Source organism: Bradyrhizobium sp. B025, from assembly GCF_042257955.1.
Classification (GTDB): Bacteria; Pseudomonadota; Alphaproteobacteria; order Rhizobiales; family Xanthobacteraceae; genus Bradyrhizobium; species Bradyrhizobium diazoefficiens.
In genome coordinates, this window is the sequence record NZ_CP170150.1 from 297,179 (window position 1) to 313,568 (window position 16,390).

15 protein-coding genes are annotated in these 16,390 nt (G+C 65.3%); 5 read left to right on the plus strand and 10 right to left on the minus strand.

From position 1 onward, the window contains the following. Positions 1–9: 9 nt before the first annotated feature. Together ACE10W_RS01345 and ACE10W_RS01350 are read right to left on the minus strand one after the other, a co-directional pair. Positions 10–696: a DUF1345 domain-containing protein gene (locus tag ACE10W_RS01345; protein ID WP_161532926.1), complete on the minus strand. Its 687-nt coding sequence runs from the start codon at positions 694–696 to the stop codon at positions 10–12. A gap of 7 nt (positions 697–703) precedes the next feature. Then, entirely contained in the window at positions 704–1,627 is a 924-nt protein-coding gene (locus ACE10W_RS01350) for a polyprenyl synthetase family protein (protein WP_304550230.1), read from the minus strand. Between the two features lie 161 nt (positions 1,628–1,788). On the opposite strand from ACE10W_RS01350, the gene mtgA reads away from it, so the two are divergent. The 3 genes from mtgA to ACE10W_RS01365 all read left to right on the plus strand — a co-directional run bounded on the left by mtgA (position 1,789) and on the right by ACE10W_RS01365 (position 3,617). Then, complete coding sequence (mtgA, locus tag ACE10W_RS01355; protein ID WP_161532927.1) at positions 1,789–2,463, plus strand: monofunctional biosynthetic peptidoglycan transglycosylase; 675 nt, start codon at positions 1,789–1,791, stop codon at positions 2,461–2,463. Positions 2,464–2,631: 168 nt separating this feature from the next. After that, positions 2,632–2,814 carry a 50S ribosomal protein L32 gene (gene rpmF, locus ACE10W_RS01360; RefSeq protein WP_007598106.1) on the plus strand — a complete coding sequence of 61 codons (183 nt, stop codon included), beginning with the start codon at positions 2,632–2,634 and terminating at the stop codon, positions 2,812–2,814. A gap of 158 nt (positions 2,815–2,972) precedes the next feature. Next, complete coding sequence (locus tag ACE10W_RS01365; protein ID WP_028172628.1) at positions 2,973–3,617, plus strand: hypothetical protein; 645 nt, start codon at positions 2,973–2,975, stop codon at positions 3,615–3,617. Between the two features lie 6 nt (positions 3,618–3,623). Here the strand turns inward: ACE10W_RS01365 and ACE10W_RS01370 are convergent, their stop codons facing one another. Next, positions 3,624–3,884, minus strand: coding sequence for a hypothetical protein (locus ACE10W_RS01370; protein ID WP_038965203.1), 261 nt, complete (start codon positions 3,882–3,884; stop codon positions 3,624–3,626). Between the two features lie 221 nt (positions 3,885–4,105). Between ACE10W_RS01370 and ACE10W_RS01375 the strand changes: the two genes are divergently transcribed. Continuing rightward, entirely contained in the window at positions 4,106–5,800 is a 1,695-nt protein-coding gene (locus ACE10W_RS01375) for a bifunctional diguanylate cyclase/phosphodiesterase (protein WP_028172630.1), read from the plus strand. Between the two features lie 42 nt (positions 5,801–5,842). Here ACE10W_RS01375 and ACE10W_RS01380 read toward each other — a convergent pair whose 3' ends face one another. The 7 genes from ACE10W_RS01380 to ACE10W_RS01410 form a co-directional block, all read right to left on the minus strand. Continuing rightward, positions 5,843–7,351 carry a tripartite tricarboxylate transporter permease gene (locus tag ACE10W_RS01380; RefSeq protein WP_304550263.1) on the minus strand — a complete coding sequence of 503 codons (1,509 nt, stop codon included), beginning with the start codon at positions 7,349–7,351 and terminating at the stop codon, positions 5,843–5,845. A 4-nt stretch (positions 7,352–7,355) separates the two neighbouring features. Then, on the minus strand, positions 7,356–7,841 hold the full coding sequence (locus ACE10W_RS01385; protein ID WP_304550265.1) for a tripartite tricarboxylate transporter TctB family protein: 486 nt from the start codon (positions 7,839–7,841) through the stop codon (positions 7,356–7,358). Between the two features lie 187 nt (positions 7,842–8,028). Beyond that, entirely contained in the window at positions 8,029–9,006 is a 978-nt protein-coding gene (locus ACE10W_RS01390) for a tripartite tricarboxylate transporter substrate binding protein (protein ID WP_304550267.1), read from the minus strand. A gap of 202 nt (positions 9,007–9,208) precedes the next feature. Beyond that, a complete protein-coding gene (locus ACE10W_RS01395) occupies positions 9,209–12,076 on the minus strand; it encodes a PAS-domain containing protein (RefSeq protein ID WP_304550269.1) in 2,868 nt (955 codons plus the stop codon). 352 nt (positions 12,077–12,428) lie between these two features. Next, positions 12,429–13,304 carry a hypothetical protein gene (locus ACE10W_RS01400; RefSeq protein ID WP_011083777.1) on the minus strand — a complete coding sequence of 292 codons (876 nt, stop codon included), beginning with the start codon at positions 13,302–13,304 and terminating at the stop codon, positions 12,429–12,431. A 95-nt stretch (positions 13,305–13,399) separates the two neighbouring features. Further along, complete coding sequence (locus ACE10W_RS01405) at positions 13,400–14,380, minus strand: amino acid--[acyl-carrier-protein] ligase (protein ID WP_011083778.1); 981 nt, start codon at positions 14,378–14,380, stop codon at positions 13,400–13,402. Between the two features lie 64 nt (positions 14,381–14,444). Next, positions 14,445–15,662, minus strand: a complete 1,218-nt coding sequence (locus tag ACE10W_RS01410; RefSeq protein WP_161532933.1) for an acyl-CoA dehydrogenase family protein — start codon at positions 15,660–15,662, stop codon at positions 14,445–14,447. Between the two features lie 353 nt (positions 15,663–16,015). Here ACE10W_RS01410 and ACE10W_RS01415 point away from each other — a divergent pair, with 353 nt between their 5' ends. Continuing rightward, on the plus strand, positions 16,016–16,288 hold the full coding sequence (locus tag ACE10W_RS01415) for a phosphopantetheine-binding protein (RefSeq protein WP_011083780.1): 273 nt from the start codon (positions 16,016–16,018) through the stop codon (positions 16,286–16,288). Positions 16,289–16,390 lie beyond the last annotated feature (102 nt).

Here is a 16,390-nt window from a genome sequence, read left to right on the forward strand (position 1 = left end):
GGACGACATCTAAGTCGCAATCGCGCTCGCCGCGATGTTCACCGTCAGTGCCAGCAAGGCCGTGTTGTAGATGAACGAGATAATGCCGTGCGCGGTCGCGGTGCGGCGGATGGTCTTGTCGGTGATGCCGACGTCGGAGACCTGCGCGGTCATGCCGATCACGAACGAGAAATAGACGAAGTCCCAATAGTCGGCGTGGTCTTCCTTGTCGCCGCTCGGGAATTGCAACCCGCCCGGCGGGTGCCGATAGTAGTCATGGGCGTAGTGCAGCGCGAAGGTGGTGTGCACGGCGGCCCATGACAGCGCGATGGTGGTGATCGCGATCGTCAGCTCCGTGGCGCCGCGATGGGCGCCGAGCTCGGCGACGATCGCCGCGATGCTCGCGAATGCGCCGATCGCCGTCACCAGCAGGATCACGAAGCGGCCGTCGTCCTGCATCGCAGCGTTGCGGCGGATGTGCTGGTGGTCGTTGTTCAGCATCATCACGTAGACCAGCACCAGATAGGCCGCGATCAGCGCATCCCAGCCGAGCACGAGCCGCGTCGCCAGCCGCAGGGAGCCGGGCAGCAGCAGGCAGACCAGGATGCCGAACCCGAGTGAAATGAATGTCCGCGGCCGCGCGTAGATCACGCGCATCGGCCGCGACATTTTCTGGAAGCGCGCGAGGACGGGATCTTCCTTGTCGATGCCCGTCATCGCACGGTCAGTTCTTGCGCTCGGCGACAAACCGCGCGGCGGCTTGCAGCACGGCCGCGCGATCGCCGAAGATCGAGACCGCGCTGTCGGCGCGCGCGAGCAGGTCGCGCACGCGCTGCTTGGCGCCTTCGATGCCGAGCTGGGTGACGAAGGTGGTCTTGCCGAGCGCAGCATCCTGGCCCGAGGGTTTGCCGAGCGCCGCGGCATCGCCTTCGACGTCGAGCAGATCGTCGGCGATCTGGAAGGCTTCGCCGAGCGCGCGGCCGTAATCGTCGAGCGCCTGATATTCCTTGGCCGTGGCCTGGCCGAGAATCGCGCCGGCGATGCAGCCGTAGCGCAGCAGCGCGCCGGTCTTCATCTGCTGAATGCGGGCGACATCGATCGGCTCGTTGCCGCCGAAGCGGCCTTCGCCTGCGAGGTCGAGAATCTGGCCACCGACCATGCCGCCGATGCCGGCGCAGCGCGCCAGCGCGCGCGTCAGCAGCAGCCGTACATTGGCGTCGCAATGGATCTCGTCGCGGGTGACGATATCGAAGGCGAGCGTCAGCAGGCCGTCGCCGGCGAGGATCGCGGTCGCGTCGTCGGTCTTCTTGTGCAGGGTGGGCCGGCCCCGGCGCAGGTCCGAATTGTCCATCGCCGGCAGGTCGTCATGGATCAGCGAGTAGCAGTGGATGCATTCGAGCGCCGCACCGGCGAGCAGCGCCGCCTCGCGCGGCACGCCGAACACGGCTGCGCTTTCAACCACCAGGAACGGCCGCAGGCGCTTGCCGCCGTTCAGGCTCGAATAGCGCATTGCGTCCATCAGTCGCTTGGGACGGGCGATTTCATCGGGCAGGATGTCGTCCGCGAGGAGGCGCCCGAGCAGGGCCTCGGTATCATCAGCGGTCTTGTCCAGACGTTTGGCGAAATCGGACGGGGACGTGCCGGTCATCAAGAAGGGCTCCAGAACTAAAATTCGGCGGGACAATCCTTTATGAGCCCGCCTCAGTCAATCGTTTGGAAGGCCTAAAAAGTGCTGGAAAAGACCCGAATTATCACAGACTTAATGGCTGGGCCCGTGGCTGCGTTTCATTTTGCGCCGGAAAGGTCGATTTGCGCATCGTTAAAATCCTGCTGGTAGCGCTCGCGGTCGTGGTTCTCGCGCCCTATGTGATCGCGCCGTTCTACCGCTCCGGTCATCCCGTTTCGACGCTGATGGCCTGGCGCAGCTTGCGGGGCGCGCCGATGCAGCGGGAATGGATCGATCTCGCGGCGATGTCGCCCTACCTGCCGCGGTCGGTGGTGGCGGCCGAGGACGCTCATTTCTGCAAGCATCACGGCATCGACTGGGGCGCGTTGCGCGAGGCGATCGACGACGCGAAGGAGGACGGCACCGCCTTCCGGGGCGCCTCCACCATCACCCAGCAGGTGGCGAAAAACCTGTTCCTCTGGCAGGGGCGGGACTTCATCCGCAAGGCGCTGGAATTCCCGCTGGCGTTGTGGATCGATTTCGTCCTGCCTAAGCCGCGGATCCTGGAAATTTACCTCAACATCGCCGAGCTCGGTCCGCAGAGCCAGTTTGGGGTGGAGGCGGCCAGTGCCTATGCGTTCGGTAAATCGGCCGCCAGCCTCTCCCCCCGGGAGGCGGCACTTCTGGCCTCGATCCTGCCGAATCCGGTCAAACGCAGCGCCAGGACCCCCGGACCGGGCGTCCGGCGGCTCGCCGGGACCTATGTGGCAAGGGCGCAGGCCTCGACGCTTGCGACCTGCTGGCGGGAAAATCGCTGATTTCGGGCCCTTTTCGGGCGCATTTTCCGGCCCAAGAGCCTAGCTTTGCGGCCAGCCTTCCTCTATAAGCGCGGCCTTGATCGGCATTCAGCTCGCCTCGTATTGCGGGTGCTGAGCCGTCCCTCGCGGACGATGCCCTGATGACACCAATCCCTAGAGGATATTGAAATGGCCGTTCCGAGAAGAAAAACCTCGCCGTCGCGCCGTGGCATGCGCCGCTCGGCAGACGCCATCAAGAAGCCGACCTATGTGGAAGACAAGGACTCCGGCGAGCTCCGTCGTCCGCACCATCTCGACCTCAAGACCGGCATGTACAAGGGCCGTCAGGTCCTGAAGAAGAAAGAGTCCTGAGGTCGGACTCTTCTTCGGGCAGGGTTATCCTCAATCAGGATGACGTGACCTGCCTGATTTCGGCCAACCCATGAGATATGACGGTGACGGCGGCGGAGCGAATGCTTCGCCGCTGCATTGTTCTGTCCGGATATCTTGATCGAGAAGGCATTTCGCCGATGGTCGGTTTCCCGCTGCTCCTGATTCCGCTCGCGGTCTACAACATCATCGCCTTCCTGATGCCCAGCGTGTCCTTCTCGGACGTGCTGTTCAAGGTGCCGATGATCACGGGCGAGACCTGGCCGGTCACGCTCGCCGATCTGATGCTTGCGCTCGGTATCGTGCTGCTGCTGCTCGAGGTGGTCAAAGGCGCGCGGCCCGGCTCGAAATTCCTGATGGATCATCTGCTGTCGCTGATCGTGTTCGGCGCGGCCGCCGCCGAATTCGTGATGTGGCCCAAATTCGGCAACTCCACCTATTTCCTGCTGGTGCTGCTCGCGATGGCCGATTTCCTCGGCGGCATCGCCCAGCGCACGCGCCGCCGCGTCACCTATGTCGCCGAGACGACGGTGCCCGCGCCGCGCAAGGCCAAGCGCCAGGCCGAGGCGCCGGCGGATGACGTCGCGTCCGAGCCCAAATTCGAGCCGGTGTCGGCACCGCAAGCAGCCCCGGTGCCGCCCGCGCCCACCGCTCAATCGGTCGCCGAATCCGTGCTGATGGACCATCCGGCGCCGAAGCCGGTGAGCCCGCCCTCGCCGGAAATTCCCTCGCCGCATCTGCAGCCGGGCAATGGCACGCCGTCGTCGCCGGATACGCCGCGCTGATCGATTTCAAGCCACCTGCCGCGTGCGCGCGCTGACGCTTCCGAGCGGGCGCTTGCTGCCATAGGCCATCCGCGCATCTTCAGGGGAGGCGCGGCGGAGCCGGCTGGCCTGGGGCAAATGCTCGGCATTGGCGATGAGTTGGGTGACGAAGCTCGGATCGGGGCGAGGCAGCGGCGCCTTGATAACCCACTGCAACGTCGGCAGCAGCGGCACGAGGGCCGAGCCTGTGCCGTAGTCCGCCAAGTCCGATCGATCAGTACTCAACATCGCAATCACCGTTGATCCGGCGAAGATCGTCGCGTTTCGGGACGCGGGCGCCGGTGCGAGTCACGTACTCGCAAGGCCTATGCCGGCCGGGCCGGTTTGGTTCCGCGCTGCCCCGAAACATGGTTTCCAAATTGTTTATCAACTTTGCCTAGGGTTGGGGGCGAATCTGGCTCTATCCTGTGCCGGCTCAGGACTCCCCGCTGTCCCGAAATGAGGCGATTTTGACCCCCGCATTGCCACAAGCCTCCGACATCCTGGCCGCGCTCGGCCAGGCCGTGTTCGCCTGGGACATCGCCAGCGACGTCATCGTCTGGGGGGAGCACGCCGGCGCCGTCTTCCCCGGCATCCCCGCCGAGCGGCTCGCGACCGGCGCCGAATTCGCCAAGCTGATCGAGCCCGCGCCGTCGCTGCGGACCGCCGCGCTGGCGCAGACCTCCGCCGTGCACGGCGCCGACGGCACGCCCTACCGGGTCGAATACGGCGTGCGCATGAGCGCCTCCGATCCCGTGGTCTGGGTCGAGGAGACCGGCCGCTGGTTCGCCGGCCCCGACGGCCGTCCGGTCCGCGCGATCGGCTCCGTCCGCATCAACAATGAGCGCCACGCCCGCGACGAGGAATTGACCAGGCTGGCCCGGCTCGATCCGCTGACCGGCGAGCTCAACCGCTCGCATCTGATCGCGGCGCTGGCCGAGGCGATCGAGGAGACGACCCGCTTCCGCTCGACCGCGGCCTTCATGCTGGTCGGCATCGATCATCTCGCCCGCGTCAACGACGCCTTCGGCTTCGACGTTGCTGATGCCGTGATTCTCGATGTCGGCAAACGCATTCGCGCGCGGCTGCGCGGCGGCGACGTGCTCGGGCGCTTCTCCGGCAACAAGTTCGGCCTGATCCTGAAGAACTGCACCATCGACGACATGAACGTCGCCGCCGAGCGTTTCCTCGCCGGCATCCGGGACGAGGTGGTGCCGACCAAATCCGGCCCGGTCTCGGTCACCGCGTCGATCGGCGCGGTCAGCGTGCCGCGCTATGCCCGCAACACCGACGAGGCGGTCAACCGCGCCCATGAGACGCTGGACGCCGCAAAGCGCCGCCGCGCCGGCTCGTTTGCAGCGTGGCGTCCGGATGCCACGCGCGACGCGCAGCGCCGCGTCAACATCCGCGTCACCGACGAGATCGTCACCGCACTAAACGAGCGCCGCATCAAGCTCGCCTATGAGCCGGTGGTCTCGGCCGTCTCGCGCGAGCGCGCATTCCATGAATGCCTGGTGCGGATGGACCAGGGTGACGGCCAGGTGCTGCTCGCGCCCGACATCGTGCCGGTTGCCGAGCGCCTCGGCCTGATCCGCCTGGTCGATCACCGCGTGCTCGAGCTCGTGGTCGCCGAGCTTGCGGCCGCGCCCGCTGTCAGTCTCAGCCTCAACATCTCGCCGGACACCACCATGGATCCGGACTGGTGGGCGGGAATCGAGTCGCTGATGCTGGCGCATCCCGGGGTCGCCGAGCGGCTGATCGTCGAGATCACCGAAACGGTCGCGATCCAGGACATCGACGATGTCCGCGGCTTCGTCACGCGGCTGAAGAATTTCGGCAGCCGCATCGCCATCGACGATTTCGGCGCCGGCTACACCTCGTTCCGCAATTTGCGCAAGCTCGGCGTGGACATCGTCAAGATCGACGGCGCCTTCGTGCAGAACATCACCCGTTCCGCCGACGATCGCGCCTTCGTGCAGACCCTGATCGACCTCGCCCGCCGCCTCGACATCAAGACGGTGGCCGAATGGGTGCAGGACGACGAGGCCGCAAACATGCTGCGCGACTGGGGTTGCGACTACATCCAGGGCCGTCTGATCGGGCTGGCGTCAGCCGAACGCCCGTGGAGTGCGCCGCCGGACAGCGCGCTGCCTGCGGCGGGGTAGGAGTTCATCGTTTAATCGCGCTGCGATCTCGCTTCCCCTCCCTCACGCTCCCTCATCCAGCGCCACCAGCTCGCGCTTCCTGCGCAGCGACGGCAGCAGCGGGGCGACCAGCAGCGCCAGCGCCAGCGCAAGGCACGCCGCCGAGATCGGCCGCTGCACGAAGGTCCAGAGATCGCCCTGCGACAGGATCAGCGACTTGCGCAGATTGTTCTCCAGCATCGGTCCGAGCACGAAGGCGAGCACCAGCGGTGCCGGCTCGTAGCCGAGCTTGCGCATGAAATAGCCGATGATCCCGAACGCGATCATCACATAGACGTCGAACACGTTGTTGCTGGAGCAGTACACGCCCAGGATCGTGAACAGGATGATCAGGGGAAAGAGGATGTTGTAGGGCAGCTTCAGGAGCTGCACCCACATGCCGATCATCGGCAGATTGAGGATCAGCAGCATGACGTTGCCGATATACATGCTGGCGACGATGCCCCAGAACAGGCCGGGGTTTTGCGTGATCAGCAGCGGCCCCGGTTGCAGGCCGTGGATGACGAAGGCGCCGAGCAGCAGCGCCATCACCACGTTCGGCGGGATGCCCAGCGTCATCAGCGGAATGAACGCGCCGCCGGCCGCCGCGTTGTTGGCGGATTCGGGGCCCGCGACGCCCTCGATCGCGCCATGGCCAAACCGTTCCGGCGTTTTCGACAGCCGCTTCTCCAGCGCATAGGACGCAAACGAGGCCACCACCGCGCCGCCGCCGGGCAGGATGCCGAGCAGGAAGCCGAGCAGCGTGCCGCGCGCGACGGGGCCGGCGCTGGCCTGCCAATCGGCCTTGTTCGGCAAGAGCTGCGTGATCTTGGCGTTGATGATGTCGCGCTTGATCGCCTGCTCGGTGTTGAGCAGCACCTCGGCGACGCCGAACAGGCCCATCACCACGGGCGCGAGGCCGATGCCGTCGATCAGCTCCATGCGGCCGAAGGTCAGGCGCGGCTGCGCCGTGATGCTGTCGAGCCCGATCAGCCCGAGCACGACGCCGATGCATGCCATCAATAGCGCCTTCGGCATCGAGCCCTGGGTGAGGAAGGTGAGCACGACGAGACCGAGCACCATCAGGCTGAAATACTCGGCCGGGCCAAATGCGATCGCAATGCTGGCAAGTCTTGGCGCCACCAGCATCAGCGCCACCAGCGCGAACGTGCCGGCGATGAAGGAGCCGAAGGCGGAGATGCCGAGCGCGGGGCCGGCGCGGCCCTGCTTGGCCATCTGGTGGCCGTCGATGCAGGTCACGACGGAGGCCGCCTCGCCGGGGATGTTGACCAGGATCGAGGTGGTCGAGCCGCCATACATCGAGCCGTAATAGATGCCGGCCATCATGATGATGCCGGATTCCGGCGTGCCCGACAGCGTCACGGGCAGCAGCAGCGACATCGCCGAGATCGGCCCGATGCCCGGCAGCACGCCGACCAGCGTGCCGATGAAGACGCCGATGAAGCAATAGAGCAGGTTGATCGGCAGCAGCGCGACGCCGAACCCATGCGCGACGTTGACGAGCGTATCCATGCGATCAGCCGATCCCGAACAGGCCGGAGGGCAGCTGGATCAGGAGCAGGCGCTTGAGCACCCACCACATGCCTGATGGCACCAGCACGGCGATCGGGATCGCCAGCGTCCAGCGCACCGGATCGATCAGCCGCAACATCAGCAGCAGCAAGGGGATCGACGACAGCAGAAATCCCAGCGGCTCCAGCGCGAAGGAGAACGCGACGAGGCAGGCGATGACGAGCAGCGGCTTGCCCCAGCGCACATTTTCCCAGCGCGAGGCCAGCGTCGGCCCGCCCTCGGCGACGGCCGAGACGATGATGGAGGCCGCGAACACGCACATCAGGATGCCGGTGTAGAACAGCACGTAGCCGGAGCCGGGATCGTTGATCGTGCCGAGCTTCAGCCTCAAGCCCTGCCAGATCACAAAGCCGCCGAGCCCGAGCCCGATCAGCCCGCCCCAGAGTTCGGAGTTGGAGAGGCGGAGTTTGACGTCGGTTTGGTCGCCCATGTGAAACACTCCTAGACCACCGTCACCCCCGCGCAACGGCTAAGCCGTTGTCGCTGAGGCGGCCGCTTCTTCGGCGGCCCACGAAGGGCGACGGTGCCCGTGTCCATCCTTCGAGGCGAGCCGCAAGGGCGGCTCGCACCTCAGCATGACGTCAGAATTTGCAGTAGCCCAATTTGTTCTCGCGATTCTACTTCTTCGCGAGCCCGAGCGTGTCGATGACCTTGCGTTCGGACTCCGTGACCTCGACGACGAACTTCCTGTAGTCCTCGGTGTTCTTGTAGTTCGGCACCATGTCGTACTTGGCGAGCGTGGCGATCACCGCGGGATCTTCGACGGCCTTCTTGAAGGCGTCGTGCAGCTTGGCGACGATCTTGGGGTCCATGCCCTTCGGGCCGGCGATGCCGAACGGGGAATCGTAGACCATGGGGTAGCCGAGCTCCTTCAGCGTCGGCACGTCGGGATAATTCGGCGATCGCGCGCCGGTCCACACCATCAGAAGCTTCAGCTTGCCGGCATCGACCAAGGGCCGCCATCCCGTGGAATCGGCCTGGAGCATCGTGTGCTGGCCCAGCACTGCGGCGTTGGTCTCGGCGCCGCCCTTGAACGGCACCTGCGTGAGCTTGATGCCGGACATCGCCGCGATCTGCTCCATGCCGATATGGAGCGAGGTTCCGGTGCCCGGTGTCGCATAGGTCACCTTGCCCGGATTCGCCTTCGCGAACTCGATCACGTCCTTCCAGGACTTGAACTGCGACTCCGCGCTGGTGGTCACGCCGAACGTGTAGCCGGTGAGGTGAATGATATAGGTAAAGTCCTTCGCCGGGTCCCATGACACGTCCTGCATCAAGGGCAGGCGGAAGACGGTGATCGGGATCTGCGAGATGGTGTAGCCGTCGGGCTTGGCGGCCGCTGCCATGGTCGCGGGGCCCACCGTGCCGCCGCCGCCGGCCTTGTTGTCGATCACGATCGGCTGTCCCAGCACTTTCGAGGCGCTGTCCGCGATCGCGCGCATCGAGATGTCGGTCGAGCCGCCGGCCGGCCATGGCACGATCAGCGTGACCGGCTTGCTCGGATAGTCCTGCGCGCCGGCCGCGGTCGCGAGCAGCGCTCCCACGGCAATATGTATGGCGGCGAATACAGCCGTCCTCAGCCCATACCGCGACATCGGGTTACCTCCCTCGCGGCGGCCTCGTTCGGGCCGCCGTCTCTCTTTGTCATGACGGGATTGTCCCTGAAATCATCAGAGAAGAAAAGCGCATTGCGCGGACCGTGCGCAGCGGTCGACGCGGCTATCCAGCCGGAAACGTTATGTGCGACAATTGGTCGTTTGGAGGCGTGCCGAGGCACGGAATTTGACGTGGGCGTCCTTACGCCACGCGGCGAACCGCGTTCAGCGTCTCGATGGTACGTGCAACCTCGGCCGCCGGGCACGGTCTGCCGAAGTAATAGCCCTGCACCGCGGTGCAGCCGCATTCGCGCACGAAGTCGAGCTGCTCCTCGGTCTCCACACCCTCAGCCGTGGTCTCGACGCCGAGCACGGAGCCAAGGCTTGCGATGGTGCGAACGATGGCGACGCTCTCCGGGCTTTCGCCGAGCGTGCCGACGAAGGAGCGGTCGATCTTGATGCGGTCGAACGGAAACTTGCGCAAATAGCTCAGCGAGGAATAGCCGACGCCGAAATCATCGAGGCTGACGCGCACGCCGAGCGCGCGAAGCTGGTGCAAGATCTCGATCGTCGCCTCGCTGTCGTCGAGCAGCGCGGTCTCGGTGACCTCGAGCTCGAGCCGCTGCGGCGGCAGGCCGGCTTCCGCGAGCGCGCTTGTGACCATCGCCGCCAGCCCGCGCGCGCGGAACTGCACCGGCGACAGGTTCACCGCGACCGTGACATCGGGCCATGACGCCGCGGTCGCACAGGCCGTGCGCAGCACCCATTCGCCGATCGGAACGATCAGTCCGTTCTCTTCGGCGATCGGAATGAATTCGGCCGGCGAGACGAAGCCGCGCGAGGGATGCTTCCAGCGCAGCAGCGCCTCGAAGCCGGTGAGCTCCGAGGACTCGAGCCGCACCTGTGGCTGGAACACCAGGTGGAATTCACGCGCCTCCAGTGCGCCGCGCAGGTCGTGCTCGAGCGCGTGCCGGCTGCGGGCCTCTTCCTCCATCTCGGGTTCGAACAGCTGATAGGCGCCGCGCCCCCTTGCCTTGGCCTGGTACAGCGCGAGATCGGCGCATTTCATCAGCTCGTCGGCATCGAGCCCGTGGTCGGGCGCGATCGCGATGCCGACGGAGACGCCGACATGGATCGACTGGCTTTCCAGCGGCGGCGGGTGGCCGATGATCTCGACCAGGCGGCGGGCGAGCTTTTCGGCCGACTGTGGCTGCGGGCCGCGCTGGAGAACGGCGAACTCGTCACCGCCGAGGCGGGCGACGGTGTCGTGCTCGCCGACATTCTCCTTCAGGCGCGCGGCGACCCAGCGCAGCAAGCGGTCGCCGGCGGCATGGCCGAGCCTGTCGTTGACGGTCTTGAAATTGTCGAGGTCGAAGCACAGCACGGCCATGGCGCCGCCGGCGATCGCGACCTGGTTCAGTCCCTCGCCCATCTTCTCGCGGAACAGCGTGCGGTTGGGCAGGTCGGTGAGTGAATCGTGCCGGGCCATGTGCGCGACGCGGGCCTGGGCTTTGTGGCGCTCGGTGACGTCCTCATAGGTGACGACCCAGCCGCCAAGCTCCATCCGCTTGTGGTTGAGCTTGATGATACGGCCGTCGCTCAAATGGCGGTGCAGCGTGTGTTCGCCCTCGCGCAGCCTTTCGACATAATCGGCATAGAGCTTGGCGCCGGTCGTGTCCGGATGGATGCCGAGCTCGCAGCTGTGATCCATGATCTCGCGCATCGAAATGCCCGGCTTCACCACGTCGGGCGACAGCCCGTACATCTCGATATAGCGGCGATTGCAGACGATCACGCGCAGGCTCGAATCGAGCATGCACAGGCCCTGGCTCATGTTGTTCAGCGCCGCGTCGAAGCGGCGATACTGTTCGCTCAGTTCCTCGATCGCGCGCTCGCGCTCGGTGATGTCTTCATAGGTGGCGACGAAGCCGCCCTCGGCCAGGGCGCAGTAGCGCACCGAGATCACGGTGTCGTTCGTCATGCGCCGGCGCATCGGCGAGGAATCGCGGTTCGCGATCTTCGCGCTGGCGGCTTCCAGGAGCTGTCGCGGACTGTATTCCGAAACGAACGCGCCGTTCGCCATCGATCTTTCGATCAGCTCGCCGAGATGCGTGCCGGGCCTGGTTTCCTCCGGCGACAGCCAGTAGATCTTGCGGTAGGTGGTGTTGCAGACGCGCAGGCGCATGTCGCTGTCGTAGAAGGCGAGCCCGTGCGCCATGTTCTCCATCGCCGCGTCGAGGATGAAGTTCTGCTGCCTCAGCGTCTCCTCGTATTTCAGCCGCTCGGTGACGTCTTCGTGTACCGTCACCCAGCCGCCGTCGGGCAGGAAGCGGGAGACCGCCTGCACCATCCGCCCGTCGTAGCGCATCACCAGCAGCGTCTTCGCCTTCCGGCTGCGCACGTCCTCGAGCCTGGTGTCGTGGAATTCGTCGGCCGACATGCCCGGCGTGTTGCCGCGCGAGAGCCAGTGTTCGATGGCCGCGCTGTGCGTGACGCCCGGCTTCACGACTTCTGGGTCGAGGTTGTAGAGTTTCAGGAAGCGTTCGTTGCAGACGACGACGCGGCTGTCGGCGTCATACATGATGAGGCCGTGAGACATGTTGGCGAGCGCATGCTGGCTGCGTTCTGTCTGCACGCGCAATTCCGCCTCGAGCCGGGCGAGGCGGCTGACGTCGTCACAGATCGTCATCCAGCCGCCGCCGGGAAGCGGCTTCAGCTCGAGTGCCATGACGAGGCCAGTCGCCAGCCGTTGCTCGGTACGGAACGGCTTGCCCGCCGCGATCTGCGCGATCCGCGTCGAATACAGCGAGTCGAGCTCGCTTTCCGGAAAATTCCCACGCGTCGCGCTGTGCGCGAGCACCTCGCGATAGCTCGCACCCACCCGCACGACATCGGCCGACATGTCGAACAGCGACAGGTAGCGCTGGTTGACCAGCACGATCCTGTTGTCGGCATCGTAGACGCAGACACCCTGCTCCATGTGGTCGAGCGCAAGCTGGCTCAGCGCGACCAGGGCCTCCGGGCCCTGCTCGCGGCGTGCACCAAGCTCGTTGTCGCGGGTCGACGTCATGGGGTCGGCGTGATCTCGGCGGGCAATAGACTTAACGCAGCGTAATTCGAGCGCCGAGGGTAACGGAGACCCGGGAAAATTCCCTTAAGCGCAGTAGTTTACGGAGGGTGACCGGCGGTGGAGAGCGTCTCCGGATTGCAAAGGTGCCTGCAAGAGTTGGCCGAGAGGGCGCAACATATTTTCTGGTGTCGTCCCGGCGAAGGCCGGGACCCACAACCATAGGGAGAGGTTTGGCGAAGACTAGTAGTGAACAGGTTTTCCCGCGGTACTAGCACCCCGCGCTTACAGACAGATCACGCGGTATGGGTCCCGGCCTTCGCCGGGACGACACTGAGTGTGGCGGCATCTGCCCTCACGGCCCGTAGAGCACGAGTTCCGTGTCGGTGAGATCGGCGAGCTGCGGCTGGTGCGGACCCTTGAAATATTTGCGGCCACGCCGCTCGGTATAAATACCGACGAGGCCGGGAACCGGGCCGTTGGCATCGACCGCCACCGAGATCTTGCCGAGCCGCAGCAGCAGCCGGCCGATGCGGCCTGCGCAGGCGGCGTATTCGGCGGCGCTGCGGCAGTAGATCAGCTTCATCGCGGGCGGCGCGATGAAGCCGCGGCGGATGCGCACCGGTTGCAGGATGAACGGGAAGGTTCCCTGCGGCGTGCGGCAGACGAGGCTGAGGCAATTGTAGCGCGCATGCCGCGTCAGCAGTTCAGTCTCGGCCTCGGAAAGTCCCTCGATCGTCTTGGCGTGCTGCGAGATGACTTCGATCTTGCTCCAGCGCGGGGGCCGCGCCAGCGCTGGCACCGAAAAGAATATGCCGCGGCAATAGGCACGGAAGCCCTGCGTCTCGATGATCGGCCAGGTCCACGGCGCCGGGCTGATGTTGAGATAGGTCACGTCCTTGTGCCGCTGCGCGATCTTGGTCAGCAGCGGGGCGTAGTTGCGATACGCCGGATCGACATACCAGCTCGACAGGTTGCACTGGATCGCGGTCTCTTCACCGTTCTTCCGTGCCGTGTAGATCAGCAGCAGCACGCCGACCGGCGTGCCGTCATTGTCGATCATGTAGCCGAAGCGCGGATAGCCCTCCGGCACCGGCCGGAAGGCCTGCCGGCGCAGGCCCTGGATCCAATAGTTGCGCGAGCGGCCCACGAAGCCGCGCGTCAGCAAGTCCGCGATGGCATCGACATCGGACTCGGTAATCTCGCGGCATCGAACCTTGGTGTGGATCACGCTCGTCTTACCCGTGGAAATGGTCGGCCTCGTTTGGTCTATCGTTTCAGCATGATTTTTTCGGAAAACCGCTTCGCACTTTTCCGGATCATGCTCTAGCGCCAGCCTTCGCCATGGGCGCCGGCCGCAACATGCGGCTGCAGGCCCAGGATGTCCCGTACCTTGGCGGGCCAGGCGGAAAGATCGGTGCCGTGGGTGTGGAACATGGCGACCGCGAGCCGGTCCATGCCGAAGGCGACGCAGCCGGTGTGGGCCGGCTCGCCATTGGCGTCCTGGATGCCCCAGGTGGTGCCGAAATGCTCGCGGTGATAGTTGAAGCTCATGCAGGCGGTCGGCTGCTCTTCCGAGCGCAGCGGGATCAGGAGCTCGAACTTGAGCTGCTGCTGCTTCTGGCTCACCGCCTTCATCTGGCCGACGCGGCCGAAGAAGGGATCGCTGGCGTAGTCGACGCGGAAGGTCAGGCCGAGATCGCGGGCGATCGCCTGCGCGCGCACCATCCAGCGCTCGCGGAAATCGGAAACGTCGTCGGGCGTGCCGATGCAGACATATTCGCGCATCCGGAACGATTGCAGCCGGTCGAGATGCTTCGACGGCTCGCGGCGGAAGCAATCGGCGGCGACGTCGAAGCGGAGACCGCCCTTCGGCAAGGGGCCGCGGCTCGCCGCGATCGGATAGACAGGGTAGCAGGCGGCCGGCGACAGCACGAGGTCGGCCGGCGACAGTGACGTGGTCCAGTCGCCGCCGGCATCGAAACGGCTCACCGCGGCGTTGATCTCACGCTCGGTGCCGTGCAGGCCGCAGACGCATCCGAGCAGGTTCGGAAAGCTCTTGAGATAGCCGGACTTCTCGAGCTGGGCGCGGCTCATCACAGGTGGGAAGCGCAGCGCTTCGGTGCCGGCTTCGCGATGGCTGGTGATCAGCGCGGCGAGCCGCTCGACGATGCTCTCATAGAGCGCGGTGCGGGCGTAGACACCGTCCGAGCCCATGCTGTGGAACAGCTTGTCGGCGAGATGATCGAGCGGATCGGCGATTTGCGGTGCGGTGTCAGGCGAGTTGGGGAGAACAGCAATGTTCATGTTCGACTTCCTGCTATCTGAAATTATTCTTGTTGGACGAAGGCACGTCAGTCTCGAAAACTTGTCAGTCCCGCAGGCTCGCCGGAATGCCGCTCATCAGCGTCGAGGTCGCAGCGTTGGCCAGGATACGGTCGTTGTTGATCATGATCGGCGACGACAGCACGTCGCGCAGGTGGCGGCCCATGGTGAACTCGCCGTCGTTGCGGTAGCCGGAGAGGCCCGCGGTGCGCATCGCATGCATCACGGTCTCGACCGCGAGCTCGGAAGCTTGCACCTTCAGCAGCGTGATCGACGACTGGAAGTCGAGCGAGCCGAGTGCGCGCTCGTCATGCTCGGCGCGGGCGAAGGCCTCGATATTGGCGGCGATCAGCGCGCGGAGCTTTGCCAGCGACATTTTTGCCGCGGTGAAGTGCGCTGCTGCCGGCGGCATCTGGCCCCCGGAGCTGCGGGCCGCCTTGCGGATGAAGGCCTGCGCGCGCGTCACGGCCGCGGCGGCAATGCCGGCCCAGGCCGAGGACCAGCACAGATGCGCGAACGGCGTCATCGTCTGGGCATGGATCTTGTCGTAGGCTTCCGGGAAGACGCGGTCGGTCGGGCAGTCGACCTTCAGCTCGAATCCGGTGGAGCAGGTGCCGCGCATGCCGAGCGTTTCCCAGCCCAGCGTACGTTTCAGCGAATAATCGTCCTTGGCGAGCGCCAGCAGCACCTGGTCCGAGGCGGCGGCGTCGGTGGCGCGGCGGGCGATGGTGACGAGGCCGTCGGCCTCGGCGCCGTAGGAGATCACGGTGGCGTCGCGCACCAGCGAGACGGTGTCGCCGGCGACGTCGACGGCGGCAGCGCTGGCGCGGATGTTGCCGCCGTTCTGGCCTTCGGTGGTGGAGGAGGCGAGCAGCCACTGGTCGCGGGCGACCCGGCGCATCATGGTTTCCATCCAGGGAATGCCGTGGCCGTGCCTGACGACGCAGGCGACCTTGGTCTGGTGCATCGCGTAGATCATCGCGGTCGAGGCGCAGGCGCGCCCGAGCGTGTAGCAGATGTCGGTGACGTCGTAGATCGAGGCGCCGAAGCCGCCGAACTCGACCGGGATCATGACGCCGAGCAATTTCTGCTCACGCGCGACGTCGAAAGCCTTGTGCGGGAAGCGGGCGTCGCGATCGACCCCGTCTGCGTCGGCCGCTGCCGCTACCGCGGTTCGGGCGACGCGCTCGATCAGGGAGGGACCCTGCTCGAGGAGGTTCGTCTGCGTTTCGTCGACAGTGAGAACTGCTTCACGCACGTTCATGCTCGTCCGCCTCCGGTTTGCCGTTCGAGATCGCCGGCATCATTCGCGATGCCGCGTAAGCGATCCTCCGGCCATCTTTGCTTGTGAGACGAGGCTACGGATTTAATTCAAATTCGTCGATGAAATACAGGGTAAACAAAGCCAAATTCCGAACGAACAGTTAAGGTCGGGTTGTTGGCATGGCCGGAATTTCCGCGATCGCGTTAGGGATCTGGAAGATGTCCGGATTCCCGACAATCTGAGTCATCGTTTACTAAGAAACGCGAAGTAATGGTGCCGGCCATTGCGGGATCGGCCGTCCCTGACCATCGTAGGCGGCAGTCCGGACCGACTAGACAAACGGGAATTTGCCGATGCAGGCCTTCAATACCGACGTGCGCAATCGCATCATCAAGCTGGTGAAGGGCATCCTTGAACAGAACGCGCTCGCCGCGGACGTCACGCCGCAGGCCAAGCTCGTCGATGTCGGCCTGACCTCAATGGACATGGTCAATCTGATGCTCGGCGTCGAAGCCGAATTCGATTTCACCATTCCGCAGTCGGAGATCACGCCGGAGAATTTCCAGTCCGTCGAGACGCTGGAGCGGATGGTGATGACCCAGCTGCAGCCGGCGACCGCGGCTTAGCTAAGCGCACAGCTGTCTCCCCGGGGTCGTCCTGGCGAAAGCCAGGACCCATTACCCCAGGCAGGAGTTTGGCGAAGTTTGGTCGTTCGGGATTGATATCGC

Coding starts and splice junctions, on each gene's coding strand:
- ACE10W_RS01345 (WP_161532926.1), bottom strand. CDS start 696: ATGACGGGCATCGACAAGGAAGATCCCGTCCTCGCGCGCTTCCAGAAA.
- ACE10W_RS01350 (WP_304550230.1), bottom strand. CDS start 1,627: ATGACCGGCACGTCCCCGTCCGATTTCGCCAAACGTCTGGACAAGACC.
- rpmF (WP_007598106.1), top strand. CDS start 2,632: ATGGCCGTTCCGAGAAGAAAAACCTCGCCGTCGCGCCGTGGCATGCGC.
- ACE10W_RS01365 (WP_028172628.1), top strand. CDS start 2,973: ATGGTCGGTTTCCCGCTGCTCCTGATTCCGCTCGCGGTCTACAACATC.
- ACE10W_RS01370 (WP_038965203.1), bottom strand. CDS start 3,884: ATGTTGAGTACTGATCGATCGGACTTGGCGGACTACGGCACAGGCTCG.
- ACE10W_RS01380 (WP_304550263.1), bottom strand. CDS start 7,351: ATGGATACGCTCGTCAACGTCGCGCATGGGTTCGGCGTCGCGCTGCTG.
- ACE10W_RS01385 (WP_304550265.1), bottom strand. CDS start 7,841: ATGGGCGACCAAACCGACGTCAAACTCCGCCTCTCCAACTCCGAACTC.
- ACE10W_RS01390 (WP_304550267.1), bottom strand. CDS start 9,006: ATGTCGCGGTATGGGCTGAGGACGGCTGTATTCGCCGCCATACATATT.
- ACE10W_RS01395 (WP_304550269.1), bottom strand. CDS start 12,076: ATGACGTCGACCCGCGACAACGAGCTTGGTGCACGCCGCGAGCAGGGC.
- ACE10W_RS01405 (WP_011083778.1), bottom strand. CDS start 14,380: ATGAACATTGCTGTTCTCCCCAACTCGCCTGACACCGCACCGCAAATC.
- ACE10W_RS01410 (WP_161532933.1), bottom strand. CDS start 15,662: ATGAACGTGCGTGAAGCAGTTCTCACTGTCGACGAAACGCAGACGAAC.
- ACE10W_RS01415 (WP_011083780.1), top strand. CDS start 16,016: ATGCAGGCCTTCAATACCGACGTGCGCAATCGCATCATCAAGCTGGTG.